Source organism: Azospirillum sp. UFLA03-27, assembly GCF_059803775.1.
In genome coordinates this window covers 1-13,848 of sequence record NZ_JAUQTX010000188.1, presented here as the reverse complement: position 1 = coordinate 13,848, position 13,848 = coordinate 1, and the positions used below count along the sequence as shown (strand labels likewise).

Sequence of the window (13,848 nt, the reverse complement as noted above, 5' to 3'; positions counted from 1 at the left end):
GATGTGTATAAGAGACAGGCGGGGCGGCCTTCGTCGCCGACGCGGTGGCCGCGCACCGGGTCTTCGCGGTGGAGGTCCGCCATCCCGTGGAGGTCGGGGCCGACCAGGAGGCGCATCTGGTGGGCTGGCTGTCCAAGCGCCTGGGCAAGCCCCTGCAAGCGCCGCGGCTTGCCGACAAGGGTTACGATCTGGTGGGTGGTCGGCTGCTGTCCGACGCGCGGGGGCCGGCGGCCCAGCTCATGTACCAGGATGCGGCCGGTCGCCGCATCACCCTCTACATCCGGCCGGCCTCGGATGCGCCCGACACCTCCTTCCGGTTTGCCCAGGACGGCAACGTTCAGGCTTTCTACTGGCGGGACAACGGTTTGGCGTGGGCGGTAACGGGTGACCTCGATCGAGTGACCCTTTCGGCCATAGCCGAGGAGGTGTACGGCGCGTTGAACTCATAACACCCACAGACTTATGCACAGGAATGTTGCGCAAGCCCCCTATCCCTCTATCCGGCCATCTGGTAGGTTGGCCGTCGTTGGGCACAAAATATTGCGCCTTATGGAAAACGGCCGTCTGGTCGGAAGGTATATTGGTTAACCAAGTCACCGGTTACCGGACCACGGGAGACAGGGGATGAGTTGGACGGACGAACGGGTTCAGCAGCTTAAGGACCTCTGGGCCCAGGGGCTGAGCGCGAGTGAAATCGCGGACATCCTGGGCGACATCACCCGCAACGCGGTGATCGGAAAAGCGCACCGCCTCGGCTTGTCGGGACGCCCGTCGCCGATCAAGAAGAAGCCGACCCGCGGCGCGACGATCCTCGCCTTGACCGAGCGCATGTGCAAATGGCCGGTCGGCGATCCGAAGCACCAGGACTTCCATTTCTGCGGCAAGCCCTCGCTGCCCGGCCTGCCTTACTGCGCCGAGCACGCGGCGGTGGCTTACCAGCCGGCGTCCTCCGGCAAGAAGCGCGACGAGGACCGCAACACCGGTGAGCGCAACGTCGGCGCCGCCTAGACTCCGCCGGGTTTCTCCGCCGGATTTCCGGATTTCGGGCGCTCTTCACGCGGGCGCCCGCCCGACACGGCGACCGGATCGGCGGCCGTAAGAGGAGGGCCGGTCAGATGGGCGCCGCGGTAATCGCCCACCAGCTTCCGGCGATCAGCATCGCCGAGACACCCGCCGCCGCCACGCCCAGCCCCAGACCGGCGGCGACCGCCAGACCGTCCTTCACGATCAGCCCCAGCGCGATCACCAGCACCGCCAGACCGGGCAGGGTGTTGCCGAACGGGATGGGCAGGGCGATCAGAACGCCCATCACCAGCACGAAGAGGCCCAGCGGCCGCAGCACACCCCGGTGAGTCAGCGACGGCCAGCGCGTGCGCAGCCGGGCTTCCAGCCTCTCGACCAGCGGTGTACCCTTCTCCACGATCTTTTCAAGCGTGGTACGCGCCACACGGCGGCGCCCGATCCAGCCCGGCACCTCCAGCCGGTCGCGGCCGACGATCATCTGGATGGCCACCAGCGCCAACACCGTGCCGAAGATCAGGCCCGCCGGCAGCCCCGGCGTTGGCACCACGGCCGGGATCGCCAGCGCCAGCAGCAGAAAACCCGGCGCCCGGTCGCCGAGATGGCCCAGGACCTCCCCCAGCGTCGGCTTGTCGCCGGTCATGCGTCCGTGCAGCTTTCTGAGCAGCGCGGACGCCCGTGCCGGGTCCTTCATGTCCATGACCTGCCCCAACTCCCTCTTTCATCGTCGCCGCGTGGATGTGGTGGCGCGGCGGCTCGCAGGAAAGGGGGAGTTGGACAAAGGCGGGGGTCAATACTTCTCGACCTCGTGCTTCAACTGCACCAGACGGCCGCTCAGCAGCGACAGCATGAGCTGCACCAGCATCTCGTGAACGATCAGCGTGTGGTGGTTTCCGCTGTCCTGCATCTGCTGGCGCAGCGCCTCGCGCACCTTCGGTACGCCGGTCACGTCGATCAGCACGTCCACCGCCTCGCCGAGCCGTGCGAGGTCCATGAAATCGGTCGTGGTGACGACGCCGCGCTCGCGGGCGAGCCGCATGCCGGGCGCCTCGGTGTCCAGGTCGGCGACGCCGAGAATCTCGACGAAGGGGGCGTCCAGAAGCTGCGTCAGCAGGGGCGTTCCGGTTTCGCCGGCGCCGATCACGGCGATGCGGAAGATGTCCTTGGCCATGGGAAAGTCTCGAATTCCGGTTCGTCAGCTCCGCACCGGCATCGCGCCGCGCGGGCAAGAAAAAAGGCGGGGAGCCGAAACTCCCCGCCGCAACCTTACATCGACCGGGCGTCCCGTTTGACCGGGACGCGTCGTCGCACCTGACGCGGAACGCGCGTTACGCCCAGGCGGCCATCTTCTTCTGCAGGTTCTCGTCCAGCTTGTCGAGGAACTGCTTGGTGGTCAGCCAGGGCTGATCCGGACCGATGAGGATCGCGAGATCCTTGGTCATGAAGCCCGACTCGACGGTCTCGACGCAGACGCGTTCCAGCGTCTCGGCGAACTTCACGACGTCCGGCGTGTTGTCGAACTTGCCGCGGTAGGCCAGACCCTGCGTCCAGGCGTAGATCGAGGCGATCGGGTTGGTGGAGGTCTCCTTGCCCTTCTGGTGCTCGCGGTAGTGGCGGGTCACCGTGCCGTGGGCGGCCTCCGCCTCGACGGTCTTGCCGTCCGGCGTGATCAGCACCGAGGTCATCAGGCCCAGCGAGCCGAAGCCCTGCGCCACGATGTCCGACTGCACGTCGCCGTCGTAGTTCTTGCAGGCCCACACGAAGCCGCCTTCCCACTTCAGGGCCGAGGCGACCATGTCGTCGATCAGGCGGTGCTCATAGACGAGGCCCTTGGCCTTGAACTGGGCGGCGTAATGCTCGTCGAACACCTTCTGGAAGATGTCCTTGAAGCGCCCGTCATAGGCCTTGAGGATCGTGTTCTTGGTGGACAGATAGACCGGGTAGCCGCGCTCCAGACCGTACATGAAGCTGGAGTGGGCGAAGCCCTCGATCGACTCGTCCAGGTTGTACATGCCCATGGCGACGCCGGAGGCGGGGAAGTCGTACACCTCGTGCTCGATCGGCTCGCCGCCGCCTTCCGGCACCCACTTGATCGTCAGCTTGCCCTTGCCGGGAACGACGAAGTCGGTGGCCTTGTACTGGTCGCCGAAGGCGTGGCGGCCAATGATGATCGGCTTGGTCCAGCCCGGAACGTAGCGCGGAACGTTGGAGCAGACGATCGGCTCGCGGAAGACGGTGCCGCCCAGGATGTTGCGGATCGTGCCGTTCGGCGACTTCCACATCTTCTTGAGATTGAACTCCGTCACCCGCGCCTCGTCCGGGGTGATGGTCGCGCACTTGACGCCGACGCCGTACTGCTTGATCGCGTTGGCGGACTCGACCGTCACCCGGTCATCCGTCTTGTCGCGGTTCTCGACGCTGAGATCGTAGTATTTCAGGTCGATGTCGAGATACGGCAGGATCAGCTTGTCCTTGATGAACTGCCAGATGATGCGCGTCATCTCGTCGCCGTCGAGTTCGACGACCGGATTGGCTACCTTGATCTTCGTCATGGGTGCGAGTTCTCCCCGAACGGGTAGGGGTTGTCTTATGCTTGGACGCCGGGCGCGCTGTGCGAGGGCACGGGCCGGGGCGTCCATCCGAAGACGGGCCCCGGTTCCCCGGACGGAAACGGATGGCGGTTATATAGCACCGGGGCACCGCCGAAAGAAAGGACCGCGGGGCATCAAAACAGACGATATCGCGCTGAAAACGGCGCGATTTGCGCGATCTGGTCCTACCACTTGGTCTTTTCAGAGCTTTTGTGTGGGAATCTTCAACGTGGGCTCCGGTTCATAGGCCAGCGCGGCGAACACATCGTCCACGTCATCGACGACGGTGTACAGCGCGCGGTGCGCCGGCTGGGTGAAGCCCTGCGCCACCGTATGGTCGATCAGGCCGAGCAGCGGGCGCCAATAGCCGTCCACATCCACGATCACCACCGGCTTGTCGTGCAGGCCCAACTGCTTCCAGGTCAGGATCTCGAACGCCTCGTCCAGCGTGCCGAGGCCGCCCGGCAGCACCACGAAGGCGTCGGCCCGGTCCACCATCATTCGTTTGCGGGTGTGCATGCTGTCGACGACGTGCAGTTCGGTCAGGCCGGTGTGCTCGATCTCGGCGGCCTGGATGTGTTCTGGGATGATGCCGACGACCTGCCCCCTGGCGGCGAGCGCGGCGTCGGCGGCGATGCCCATCAGCCCGACGCGCCCGCCGCCGTAGATCAGCTGGATGCCCCGCCGGGCGAGCCCGTCGCCCAACATATGGGCGGCCTCCTTGTGGACAGCGGCGACGCGGCTGGATGAGCCGCAATAGACGCAGACGGAATTCGGGGCTCTCATCGCTCACCCTTTCTCGCCGGTTGGGTACACGTTCCGGTGACTGTTCCGGTGCGCCCGGCGGGGTCACCTAATGCAAGGGAATAGCAAAGCCGGGGCGGCGTCTACCCGGACATCGGACTTCAGCCCATCGGGAGGAATCATTATGGATTCGCGCGTCGTCAACGCCCTGGCCGCCATCTCGGTGGCCACATTCCTGTTCCTCGGTTTCGGCGGCGGGATCGGCTTTCTGACCGGCGGGGGCAAGGCGAACGCGGGCGGCGCCACGACGGTTCAGGTCACGGAAACCAGCGTCTCCGCGGCTGACCTTTCCTCCGGCCGCCATTCCGAGACGGTTGCCAAGCTGGAGAAGTGAGCCTGGAGGCGTGAGCATGGGGGCAGCACCGCCTGGCAGCGCGAAGGCGGTGCGCGGGTCCCGATGCGGCTATGCGTCTGCTCCATCGGCGGTGTTCAGTTCCACCGCCGCAATCTGCTATCCTGCCGCAAGCCGGCGTGTATGCCGGCAATGATGCGGCGGTGCTCCGGTGAAGCAAGCTCTCCTGTTCGGCGGTGCGGCGACGGTCGCCGCGGCTGCCGTTGTCGCGTATCTGGCCTTCGATCCGGCGCCCGCGCCGGTCTCCCGCGCCGGAACGGCCGGTTCCGGAACAACCGTCGCGCTGGGCAGCGTGTCCCCGGCCAAGCCTCCGGCCAACACGCCCGCCCCGGCGAAGGCCGCGGAGGAGCCCGCCGGTCCGCGCTTTGACATCGTGCGCGTCGCGCCGGACGGCGCCACCGTGATGGCCGGGCGCGCCACGCCGGGCTCGTCGGTGACCGTCCATGACGGGGAGCGCGCGCTCGGTTCCGTCAACGCCGACGCGCGCGGTGAGTGGGTCCTTCTTCCCGATCAGCCGCTGGCCCCCGGCGCCCGCGAACTGAGCCTGTCGGAGAAGGCGACCCCCGCCGCCGAGCCGACCCCGTCGGAGCGCGTCGTGGTGGTCGTGGTGCCCGACCCGCCACCCGCCACCGGTGGGGCGTCTTCGGAAGCGCCGACAGGTCCGCTGGCCGTCGCCATGCCGCGCGATGGGCTGGGCGACGGGCGGGGCGGCAGCACGATCCTGCAGGCTCCGAAGGGGCTGGCCGCCCCGGCGACCCGCGGCGTGGCGGCCCCGCCGCCGCCGGGGGGCGTGTCGCTGGAAAGCATGGATTACGACGCCTCGGGTCGGGTCGCCATGGGCGGCCGGGCGCAGCCGGGAAGCGCCGTGCAGCTCTATCTCGACAATCTTCTGGTCGGCAGCGCCCACACCGACCCGAACGGTCAATGGCGGCTGCGCCCGGAGCGCGCCGTGGCGCCGGGCGTCTACACGTTGCGCGCTGATCAGGTTACCGACTCGGGCAAGGTCACCGCCCGCGTCGAGCTGCCGGTTCAGGTGTCGGAAGTTCCGGCCAACCTGCCGGACGGCCGATCAATGGTTGTCCAGCCCGGCAACAGCCTGTGGCGGATCGCCCGCTCCACCTACGGGCACGGCGTGCAGTACACGCTGATCTACGAGGCCAACCGCGGCCAGATCCGCGATCCGGACCTGATCTATCCCGGCCAGATCTTCGCGCTGCCAGTCTCGAACTGAGCTTTTTCGAACTGACTTTACAGGTAAGGGGCGAGCAGGCGCAGGAAGGGCCGCGCCTGCTGGAGCGCGACCACCGTCTGGTGGATCAGATCCTCCGGCGTCGCCTGGCCCTCATATTCCGCTTCGGAGAACAGCAGGATCTTCTGGCCCTCCTGGACGAGGAAGCGGGTTCCCCGGCGGTCCTGGATGCCGCGCAGGATCGCCAGGAGCTGGCGCCGCCGCTCCGGCGACTGGGCGGTGTAGGGGATGTGGCCGATCTCCGCCCACACCTGCGAGCGCGACTTTTCCCCGTCGAAGCCGACGGCGATGCTGAAGGGCAGCCCGTCGGCCATGAAATGCAGCCGCGCCGGGCGCGGCGGCTGGGCAATGCCCAGCACGCCCTCGGGAGTCATCACGAAGGTGTCGGGGCTGAAGGGCAGGGCGGTCTGCGAGACCTGCGCGAGCGACGGCATGGCCTGAAGGCGGGCGGCGGGAACGGACACGGGGGCTCGCTCATTCCTGTGGTGTCGGTGGCGTCACTCTCCACCTTCCCTGCTAAAATTCTGTAAAGGGCGGGGGATGCTGTCTAGAATGCGCCGCTCCAACGATCCGAGGCTGAAGTAACCGGCGATGTCCGCCCTCAATACCGTAGTCGTTCCGATCCACCGCGCCGGCTGGCCCTTCATCGCCGCCTTCGCCGTGGTCTCCCTGATTCTCGGGCTTGCCGTGGCGAAGCCGCTGGGCTGGCTGGGTCTCGTGCTCACCCTGTGGTGCGTGTATTTCTTCCGCGATCCCGATCGCGTGACGCCGACGCGCCCCGGCCTGCTGGTCAGCCCCGCCGACGGGCGCGTGACCATGATCGTTCCCGCGGTTCCGCCGCCGGAGCTGGGCATGGGCGACAAGCCGCTGACCCGCGTCAGCATCTTCCTCAACGTCTTCAACGTGCACGTCAACCGCGTGCCGGCGGACGGCACGGTGGTGGCGGCGGAGTATCACAAGGGCACCTTCGTGAACGCCGCGCTGGACAAGGCCAGCGAGGAGAACGAGCGCGCCGCCTTCCGCCACCGTCTTCCCGATGGGCGTGAGATTGCCTATGTGCAGATCGCAGGCCTCGTCGCCCGCCGCATCCTTTACTGGGTGAAGGCCGGCCAGGAGGTCAAGGCGGGCGAGCGGTTCGGCCTGATCCGATTCGGCAGCCGCACCGACGTCTATCTGCCGGACGGCGTGGTTCCGCTGGTCTGCGTCGGGCAGACGGCGATCGGCGGCGAGACCGTGCTGGCCGACCTGACCGCCACCGAACCGCAACGGCAGGGGGATGTCCGCCGATGAAGCGACCGGTCTTCAAGCCGGCAGTGTTCCGCAAGCGCCGGGCGCGCCGCCCGCATCCGCGGCTGAAGGGGTTGTCGATCAACCATCTTCTTCCCAACGTGCTGACGGTGCTGGCGCTGTGCTCCGGCCTGACGGCCATCCGCTTCGCCATGCACGAGCGGTGGGAGCAGGCGGTCGTCTGCATCGTCATCGCGGCGATCTTCGACGCGCTGGACGGGCGGATCGCCCGCCTGCTGAACGGGCAGAGCAAGTTCGGCGCCGAGTTGGACAGCCTGTCCGACGTCATCAGCTTCGGCGTGGCCCCCGCCTTCATGATGTATCTGTGGGCGCTGAACGGCGCCGGCAGCCTGGGCTGGATCGCCGCCATGGCCTACGCGGTCTGCGCGGCGCTGCGGCTGGCCCGCTTCAACTCCCGGCTGGACGTCGACCTGCCGCCGTGGGCCTTCAACTACTTCACCGGCGTCCCCGCCCCGGCGGGCGCCGGTCTGGCCGTCCTTCCCATGGTCATCGGCTTCGAGGCCGGGCCGGACATCGCCGGCCATCCGGCCGTCGTGGTGCCCTGGACGCTGGCGATGGGCGGGCTTATGGTCAGCACGCTGCCGACCTTCTCCTTCAAGGGCATGCGGGTGCCGACCCAGTATGTGGTGCCGGGTCTGGTCGGTGTCGGCCTGCTCGCCGCCTCGCTGGTCAGCCAGCCCTGGTGGACGCTGGCGTTCCTCGGGCTGGCCTATCTGGCGAGCCTGCCTTTCTCGGTGGCGCAGTTCCGCAAGCTGCAGCAGGCCGCCCAGCTGATGAAGGAGACGGAGGAGGCGCCGACGGAGGAGACTGTCGTCCCCGCTTCGGACGCGCCGCCCCCGTCGCCTGAAATGTTGTCTGAAAAGACCAGGACGCCGTCGTCCGACTGATGCCGGACGCCCGCTGTCGCCGTCACTCGGCGGCGGCGGGCAGGTCCAGCGGCAGGGTCCGTTCGGTCACGGCGACCGTCAGGACCATCGGGATCTGGCGCAGGCAATTGCCGACATGGTTCGACTCCGCGGCGACCATGCCGGTCATTTCGACCTCCACGGTCAGCGTCTCGCCCAGCAGGCGGCTGTTCAGCGACAGCGGGACGAGGCCGCGCTTGGCGAACAGCTCCAGCACGCGGGGCAGGGTGCCGGGATCGGCATCGGCCTGCACGGCGAAGCGGACGAGGCGGTTCGGATCGGTCGGACGGGATTCGGTGGCGGGCGCCGCCAGCGTGACGGTGGACAACGTGACGGTGGACATGGGTCGCTCTTACCTTGGTCTTGAGTCGATGAGTGCAGGATCAGACCTGCAGACGTGCGAAAACCCCGGCTCTCACGCGAGAACCGGGCTGCTAATTCGCAGACCCAGGGTAAGGTGACGGTCCATCATGGGCGTCAGGATAGGGCGACGGGCGGCCACGGTCAATGGAGTCGGGAAATTCCCTCTCCCGCCCCGGGAGAGGGAAGGGGCCCGCGCCGCAGGCGTGGGAAGGGTGAGGGTGTCGCCCAGGATTGCCCTCTTGATCCTTGTTCGACCCTCACCCACCCGCTGTCGCGGGCACCCTCTCCCGGGACGGCAGAGGGGAATCACGCTTTCAACAGGAAACGCGGGTCATGAACGACAACGGCATCCACATCCGCCCGGCCGAGCCGGACGACGCGCCGGAGCTGGCGCGGCTCATCGACATGGCCGGCGGCGGCATCTACGAGTTCCTGCTCGACGGGCTGGTGCCCGGCCAGACGGCGGCGGAGATGCTGGTGCCCGGGCTGGCGGGCACGTCCGGGTCCTTCTCCCACCGCCACTCGGGCGTGGCGGAGGCGGCAGGGCGCATCGTCGGGGTTGCCCACGCCTATCCCGTGGACTGGATCAAGACCCAGGACTACACCGGACTGCCCGTCGACCGGCTGGCCCATATGGAGGATTTCAGCCGGGTGCACGACTGGGGCAGCTACTTCCTGTCGGCGCTGGCCGTCGATCCGGCGTGGCGCCGCCGCGGCATCGCCTCCCGGCTTCTCGCCTGGGTCTATGAGCGGGCGCGCCGCGGCCGGTTCGACCGGGTGACGCTGCATGTCTGGGCCGACAACGCCGACGCCCGCCAACTCTATGCCAAGGAAGGCTTCGCCGAGATCGGCCGCGCCGACATCCCCTGGCACGAGCGGCTGCCGCACCAGGGGGGAAGCGTGCTGCTCCGGCGCACGGTCTAATCGTCTAATCAGCGGTCCAGTTACTTGCCCGCCTTCAGCTGGTCGCGGGTCAGCCAGAAGACCTCGCCGAAGCTGTTGGCGGTCTCGACCCAGAAGAAGTCGAGGTCCGGATACTCGGCTTCCAGGATCTCGCGGCCCGTGCCGAACTCGCAAAGCAGGCCGCCTTCCGGCGTCAGGTGCTTGGGCGCCTCCTTCAGGATGCGACGCACGATGTCCAGCCCGTCCTCGCCCGACGCCAGGGCCATCTGCGGCTCGTGGCGGAACTCCGGCGGCAGGGCGGCCATCGCCTCGGCGTCCACATAGGGCGGGTTGGTGATGATGACGTCGTACTTGCGGTTCTTCAGCGGTGCGAACAGGTCGCCGTGGTGCAGGGCGATGCGGTCCTCGAACCCGCTGTCGGCGACGTTGCGCTTGGCCACCTCCAGCGCGTCGGCGGACAGGTCCACCGCGTCCACCTGGGCCTCCGGGAAGATCTGCGCGGCCAGGATGGCGAGGCAGCCGGAGCCGGTGCAGAGATCGAGCACCCGCTCGACCTCCGTCGGGTCCTCCACCAGCGTGAAGTCGTCGCCGCCGATCAGGTCGGAGAACAGGATCTCCCCAATGTAGGAGCGCGGGACGATCACCCGCTCATCCACATAGAAGGGGATGCCCTGGATGTAGGCCTTGTTCAGCAGGTAGGAGGCCGGCTTGCGCGTCTCCACGCGGGCGTGCAGCAGGTCGGCCACCTTGCGGCGCTCCGCCAGGGTCAGCCGGGCGTCCACATAGGGGTCGAGCTGGTCGATGGGCAGGCTCAGCCCTTCCAGCACCATGAACACCGCCTCGTCATGGGCGTTGGTGGTGCCGTGGCCGTAGTCGAGATCGGCCTCGGTGAAGCGGCTGACGCCGTAGCGGATCAGGTCGCGGACGGTGCGCAGCTCGGTCGCCGCGTCGGCGGGGGTGAGGTCCAGGGAGGGCTTGGTCACTTACAGGATCTCCAGAACGCTTTCCGGCGGACGGCCCACGCGGGCCTTGTCGCCCGTGACGACGATGGGCCGCTCGATGGCGGCGGGGTTGGCGGACAATGCGTCGATCAGGGCGTCGCCGTCGAGATCCTTGGCGATCCCGGCCTCCGCCGCCTCCTTGGCGCGCAGGATGTCGCGCGGACCCTTGCCCAGCTTGGCCAGGATGGCCTTCAGCTCGGCCGGGCCGGGCGGGGTCTTCAGATACTCCACGACGGTGGGCTCGACGCCCCTGGACCTCAGAAGCTCCAGCGTCTGGCGCGACTTGGTGCAGCGCGGGTTGTGGTAGATGGTGACGTCGCTCATCCCGGTGTTTCCCTCGCTCTTACCAGCCATGGCCTTGTCGGTGGCACGAATACACCCGCTCCGCGTGCGGCGCCAACCCGCCATGCGGAATGGCGGCGGCAGCGCAACATCCCTCGCGTGACAAGGCCGGCGCTTGGCATTACCTTGCGCGCTCGCATTATTGGCGGCCCGCCGCGTGCGGGGCCATTCATTTCGACGGATTCCGGCCGTGACGAAGCTCTCGCTCTCCAAGGACAAGATCAACATCCTGCTGCTCGAAGGCGTTCACGACAACGCCATCAACGAGTTGGCGCATGGCGGCTACGCCACCGTGGAGCGTCTGCCGCACGCGCTGGACGAGTCGGAGCTGCTGGAGCGCATCGGGTCCGTCCACATGCTGGGTATCCGCTCGCGCACCCATCTGACCGCCAAGGTGCTGGAGGCCGCGAGCCGCCTGTTCAGCGTCGGCTGCTTCTGCATCGGCACGAATCAGGTCGATCTGAAGGCCGCCCGCCGACTCGGCATCCCGGTCTTCAACGCGCCCTATTCGAACACCCGGTCGGTGGCGGAGCTGGTGATCGGCGAGGTCATCATGCTGATGCGCGGCATCTTCTCGAAGTCGACCCTCGTGCATGGCGGCGGCTGGATGAAGTCGGCCAAGGACAGCTACGAGATCCGCGGCAAGACGCTGGGCATCGTCGGCTACGGCCACATTGGCACGCAGGTGTCGATCATGGCCGAATCGATGGGCATGAAGGTCCGCTACTACGACGTCGTGAACAAGCTGGCGCTCGGCAACGCGCAGCCCTGCCACTCGCTGGAGGAGCTGCTGGCGGTGTCCGACGTGGTGACCCTGCACGTCCCCGACACGCTGCAGACCCGCGACATGATCGGCGAGGCACAGATCCGCGCCATGAAGAAGGGCGCCCACCTGATCAACGCCGCCCGCGGCAAGGTCGTGGTGATCGAGGCGCTGGCCGCCGCCCTGAAGGACAAGCATCTGCTGGGTGCGGCCATCGACGTGTTCCCCAAGGAGCCGGGCGGCGACAAGGAGGTGTTCGAGAGCGCGCTGCGCGGGCTCGACAACGTCATCCTGACCCCGCACATCGGCGGCTCGACGATGGAAGCGCAGGCCAACATCGGCACCGAGGTGTCGCAGAAGCTGATCGAGTATTCGGACAACGGCTCGACCATGGGCGCCGTGAACTTCCCGCAGGTCGGCCTGCCGGTGGTCCATGCCGGCTGCACCCGCTTCCTGCACGTCCACGAGAACCGTCCGGGCGTGCTGCGTAAGATCAACGAGGTCTTCTCGGGTCGCAACCTGAACATCGCCGCGCAGTATCTCCAGACAGACCCGGAGCTGGGCTACGTCGTGGTGGATGTCGACGGCGACGTGGAGGAGAACGAGGTGGCGAGCGACCTGCGCGCCATCGAGGGCACGCTGAAGGCCCGCTTCCTCTATCCAGGCAAGCGCTGAGGTCCGGCGTTGCGGCCCTTGCCGTCGGCGGGGGCCGCACCGACATAGGCGGAATGATCCTCCGCCCGTTCCGACAGCGCCTGTGCGCCGGCCTTCTGACGCTCCTGTGCCTGGGTGGGGGAGGGCTCGGCTTTTCCGAGCCCGTGGCCGCGCAAACCGCGACGGCCCAAACCGTGATTGCCCAGGGCGGGGTCGCCGCCTGTCCGGACTTCGCGCCGGCCCGCGTGGTCCTCGATCTGCAGATCGCCCCTTTGCGCACCGACTACAGCCAGTCGATCCGCCAACTGGCCCAGAAGCCGGGGCGGCGGCCCGTCGCGGGGCGGACCGCCAATTCCCACACGTTGGGGCTGGCGGCGATCCAATACAATCAGCAATGGCAGGCCGGCGTCATGACGGCATCGCTGGGGCAGGGTCGCTACTGCGGCGCGGCCCAGACCTTGACCGTCACCTTCGGCTACGACGAGCGGACCGTCTATGTCGCCCGCGAGCTGCCGCAGGGCAGTTGCATCCACGGCGAGGTCCTGGCCCACGAGATGCGCCACGTCACGGTGGACGAGCAGCTTCTGCGCGAGTATGTGCCGGTCTTGAAGCGTCGGCTGGAGGATGTGGTCGGCCGTGCCCGACCGGCCCAGGGCCGCTCCGAGCGGCAGGTCATGGCGGCGATCGAGCAGCCGATCAAGGCGGCGATGCGCCAGCTGATGGAGGAGTTCGGACGCGAACGCAACGCGCGTCAGGCCCGCATCGACACCCCCGCCGAATACGAGCGCATCAGCCGGTCCTGCAACGGCGAGATCAACCGTTACCTCGGGCGCGTCTGACCCATCGAGCGGCGCGTCACCGCCGGCGCCCGCGTCCGGAGGCGTGGCGGTCGATGAACTCCGGCGGCTTGCGGGACACCCAGCGCAGGAAGGCGGCGATGTCCGGGTGGGCGCGCAGGCTGGCGATGGTGTTGTAATGGTCGCGCAGCTCCGCCTCGCTCAGCACCGCGTGGATCTTGGCGTGGCAGATGCGGTGCATGGTCAGTGTGTCCCGCCCGCCGTAGGTGCGCGGGATCAGGTGGTGCTCGTTCAGGCTGGGGCCGGGCACCATCGGGCGGCCGCAGAGCGGGCAAGGCGGTTGGGACGAGGGCGGATGCGAAGGAGCGGGCGGCGGCATGGCGTCCGTTCGGGCGGCGGCCGTCAGGCTGAGGGTGCCACAGGCAGGGCGGCGCGGATGCGTGTGACCAGTTCGTCGGCCTGATAGGGTTTCTGCAGGATGGGCAACCCGTCCAGCGCCGAAGCCCGCTGGATCTCCGCATAGCCGGTGACCATCAGAACCGGCAGGTCGGGGCGCCGGACGCGCAGTTCCCGCACCAGTTCCAGCCCTGTCATGCCGGGCATCGCGTAATCGGTCAGCACGAGGTCCACCTCCGGTTCGCGGGCGAAGGCGTCCAGCGCGTCGGGACCACTGGACGCCTCCATGATGCGGAAACCGGCGTGCTCCAGAACCGTCGCGGTCGCCATGCGGACCAACGCCTCGTCCTCCACCAGCACTGTCTCTTATACACATCTGACGCTGCCGACGATTATACGC

The 13,848-nt window shown here is 67.9% G+C and carries 19 protein-coding genes; 9 read left to right on the top strand and 10 right to left on the bottom strand.

Going from position 1 to position 13,848, the window contains the following annotated elements; all coding sequences use genetic code 11:
- Window positions 1–119 precede the first annotated feature (119 nt).
- Window positions 120–449, top strand: coding sequence for an anti-sigma factor family protein (locus Q4I23_RS23370; RefSeq protein WP_247896150.1), 330 nt, complete (start codon window positions 120–122; stop codon window positions 447–449).
- Between the two features lie 175 nt (window positions 450–624).
- The gene (locus Q4I23_RS23365) at window positions 625–1,008 is read left to right on the top strand and encodes a GcrA family cell cycle regulator (RefSeq protein WP_014240942.1); all 384 of its coding nucleotides are present in this window, start codon (window positions 625–627) and stop codon (window positions 1,006–1,008) included.
- 103 nt (window positions 1,009–1,111) lie between these two features.
- Here Q4I23_RS23365 and Q4I23_RS23360 read toward each other — a convergent pair whose 3' ends face one another.
- From Q4I23_RS23360 to Q4I23_RS23345, 4 genes are all read right to left on the bottom strand, one after another.
- Entirely contained in the window at window positions 1,112–1,720 is a 609-nt protein-coding gene (locus Q4I23_RS23360; protein WP_454018714.1) for an exopolysaccharide biosynthesis protein, read from the bottom strand.
- Window positions 1,721–1,810: 90 nt separating this feature from the next.
- The gene (locus Q4I23_RS23355; RefSeq protein ID WP_454018713.1) at window positions 1,811–2,191 is read right to left on the bottom strand and encodes an oxidoreductase; all 381 of its coding nucleotides are present in this window, start codon (window positions 2,189–2,191) and stop codon (window positions 1,811–1,813) included.
- 157 nt (window positions 2,192–2,348) lie between these two features.
- Window positions 2,349–3,572, bottom strand: a complete 1,224-nt coding sequence (locus Q4I23_RS23350) for an NADP-dependent isocitrate dehydrogenase (RefSeq protein WP_454018712.1) — start codon at window positions 3,570–3,572, stop codon at window positions 2,349–2,351.
- Between the two features lie 240 nt (window positions 3,573–3,812).
- Window positions 3,813–4,397 (bottom strand): LOG family protein, encoded by a 585-nt coding sequence (locus Q4I23_RS23345; protein WP_498527794.1) that lies wholly within the window; start codon window positions 4,395–4,397, stop codon window positions 3,813–3,815.
- Window positions 4,398–4,539: 142 nt separating this feature from the next.
- Between Q4I23_RS23345 and Q4I23_RS23340 the strand changes: the two genes are divergently transcribed.
- Entirely contained in the window at window positions 4,540–4,749 is a 210-nt protein-coding gene (locus Q4I23_RS23340; RefSeq protein ID WP_454018710.1) for a hypothetical protein, read from the top strand.
- 169 nt (window positions 4,750–4,918) lie between these two features.
- Window positions 4,919–5,998 (top strand): LysM peptidoglycan-binding domain-containing protein, encoded by a 1,080-nt coding sequence (locus tag Q4I23_RS23335; RefSeq protein ID WP_498527793.1) that lies wholly within the window; start codon window positions 4,919–4,921, stop codon window positions 5,996–5,998.
- A gap of 17 nt (window positions 5,999–6,015) precedes the next feature.
- Here the strand turns inward: Q4I23_RS23335 and Q4I23_RS23330 are convergent, their stop codons facing one another.
- Window positions 6,016–6,480, bottom strand: coding sequence for a hypothetical protein (locus Q4I23_RS23330; protein WP_149163256.1), 465 nt, complete (start codon window positions 6,478–6,480; stop codon window positions 6,016–6,018).
- Between the two features lie 127 nt (window positions 6,481–6,607).
- Between Q4I23_RS23330 and Q4I23_RS23325 the strand changes: the two genes are divergently transcribed.
- The gene (locus tag Q4I23_RS23325; protein WP_014240934.1) at window positions 6,608–7,306 is read left to right on the top strand and encodes a phosphatidylserine decarboxylase; all 699 of its coding nucleotides are present in this window, start codon (window positions 6,608–6,610) and stop codon (window positions 7,304–7,306) included.
- Complete coding sequence (pssA, locus tag Q4I23_RS23320; protein WP_454018709.1) at window positions 7,303–8,211, top strand: CDP-diacylglycerol--serine O-phosphatidyltransferase; 909 nt, start codon at window positions 7,303–7,305, stop codon at window positions 8,209–8,211. Before Q4I23_RS23325 ends, pssA begins: the two co-directional genes overlap by 4 nt.
- A 22-nt stretch (window positions 8,212–8,233) precedes the next feature.
- Here pssA and Q4I23_RS23315 read toward each other — a convergent pair whose 3' ends face one another.
- On the bottom strand, window positions 8,234–8,572 hold the full coding sequence (locus Q4I23_RS23315) for an ACT-like domain-containing protein (RefSeq protein ID WP_454018708.1): 339 nt from the start codon (window positions 8,570–8,572) through the stop codon (window positions 8,234–8,236).
- Window positions 8,573–8,925: 353 nt separating this feature from the next.
- On the opposite strand from Q4I23_RS23315, the gene Q4I23_RS23310 reads away from it, so the two are divergent.
- Entirely contained in the window at window positions 8,926–9,516 is a 591-nt protein-coding gene (locus Q4I23_RS23310) for a GNAT family N-acetyltransferase (protein WP_498527792.1), read from the top strand.
- A 20-nt stretch (window positions 9,517–9,536) separates the two neighbouring features.
- Here the strand turns inward: Q4I23_RS23310 and prmB are convergent, their stop codons facing one another.
- Window positions 9,537–10,478: a 50S ribosomal protein L3 N(5)-glutamine methyltransferase gene (prmB, locus tag Q4I23_RS23305; protein ID WP_498527791.1), complete on the bottom strand. Its 942-nt coding sequence runs from the start codon at window positions 10,476–10,478 to the stop codon at window positions 9,537–9,539.
- The gene (gene arsC / locus Q4I23_RS23300) at window positions 10,479–10,820 is read right to left on the bottom strand and encodes an arsenate reductase (glutaredoxin) (protein WP_014240928.1); all 342 of its coding nucleotides are present in this window, start codon (window positions 10,818–10,820) and stop codon (window positions 10,479–10,481) included.
- Window positions 10,821–11,028: 208 nt separating this feature from the next.
- Here arsC and serA point away from each other — a divergent pair, with 208 nt between their 5' ends.
- Complete coding sequence (serA, locus tag Q4I23_RS23295) at window positions 11,029–12,276, top strand: phosphoglycerate dehydrogenase (RefSeq protein ID WP_498527790.1); 1,248 nt, start codon at window positions 11,029–11,031, stop codon at window positions 12,274–12,276.
- A gap of 143 nt (window positions 12,277–12,419) precedes the next feature.
- Complete coding sequence (locus Q4I23_RS23290; RefSeq protein WP_454018705.1) at window positions 12,420–13,094, top strand: hypothetical protein; 675 nt, start codon at window positions 12,420–12,422, stop codon at window positions 13,092–13,094.
- Window positions 13,095–13,110: 16 nt separating this feature from the next.
- Here Q4I23_RS23290 and Q4I23_RS23285 read toward each other — a convergent pair whose 3' ends face one another.
- Window positions 13,111–13,365 (bottom strand): HNH endonuclease, encoded by a 255-nt coding sequence (locus Q4I23_RS23285; protein WP_454018704.1) that lies wholly within the window; start codon window positions 13,363–13,365, stop codon window positions 13,111–13,113.
- A gap of 89 nt (window positions 13,366–13,454) precedes the next feature.
- Window positions 13,455–13,802, bottom strand: a complete 348-nt coding sequence (locus Q4I23_RS23280; RefSeq protein WP_498527795.1) for a response regulator — start codon at window positions 13,800–13,802, stop codon at window positions 13,455–13,457.
- Window positions 13,803–13,848 lie beyond the last annotated feature (46 nt).

What these genes read in the sequence shown, in the direction of transcription:
- Q4I23_RS23365 (WP_014240942.1), top strand. Translation starts at nt 625, where the DNA reads ATGAGTTGGACGGACGAACGGGTTCAGCAGCTTAAGGACCTCTGGGCC.
- Q4I23_RS23360 (WP_454018714.1), bottom strand. Translation starts at nt 1,720, where the DNA reads ATGGACATGAAGGACCCGGCACGGGCGTCCGCGCTGCTCAGAAAGCTG.
- Q4I23_RS23355 (WP_454018713.1), bottom strand. Translation starts at nt 2,191, where the DNA reads ATGGCCAAGGACATCTTCCGCATCGCCGTGATCGGCGCCGGCGAAACC.
- Q4I23_RS23350 (WP_454018712.1), bottom strand. Translation starts at nt 3,572, where the DNA reads ATGACGAAGATCAAGGTAGCCAATCCGGTCGTCGAACTCGACGGCGAC.
- Q4I23_RS23345 (WP_498527794.1), bottom strand. Translation starts at nt 4,397, where the DNA reads ATGAGAGCCCCGAATTCCGTCTGCGTCTATTGCGGCTCATCCAGCCGC.
- Q4I23_RS23340 (WP_454018710.1), top strand. Translation starts at nt 4,540, where the DNA reads ATGGATTCGCGCGTCGTCAACGCCCTGGCCGCCATCTCGGTGGCCACA.
- Q4I23_RS23325 (WP_014240934.1), top strand. Translation starts at nt 6,608, where the DNA reads ATGTCCGCCCTCAATACCGTAGTCGTTCCGATCCACCGCGCCGGCTGG.
- pssA (WP_454018709.1), top strand. Translation starts at nt 7,303, where the DNA reads ATGAAGCGACCGGTCTTCAAGCCGGCAGTGTTCCGCAAGCGCCGGGCG.
- Q4I23_RS23315 (WP_454018708.1), bottom strand. Translation starts at nt 8,572, where the DNA reads ATGTCCACCGTCACGTTGTCCACCGTCACGCTGGCGGCGCCCGCCACC.
- Q4I23_RS23310 (WP_498527792.1), top strand. Translation starts at nt 8,926, where the DNA reads ATGAACGACAACGGCATCCACATCCGCCCGGCCGAGCCGGACGACGCG.
- arsC (WP_014240928.1), bottom strand. Translation starts at nt 10,820, where the DNA reads ATGAGCGACGTCACCATCTACCACAACCCGCGCTGCACCAAGTCGCGC.
- Q4I23_RS23285 (WP_454018704.1), bottom strand. Translation starts at nt 13,365, where the DNA reads ATGGTGCCCGGCCCCAGCCTGAACGAGCACCACCTGATCCCGCGCACC.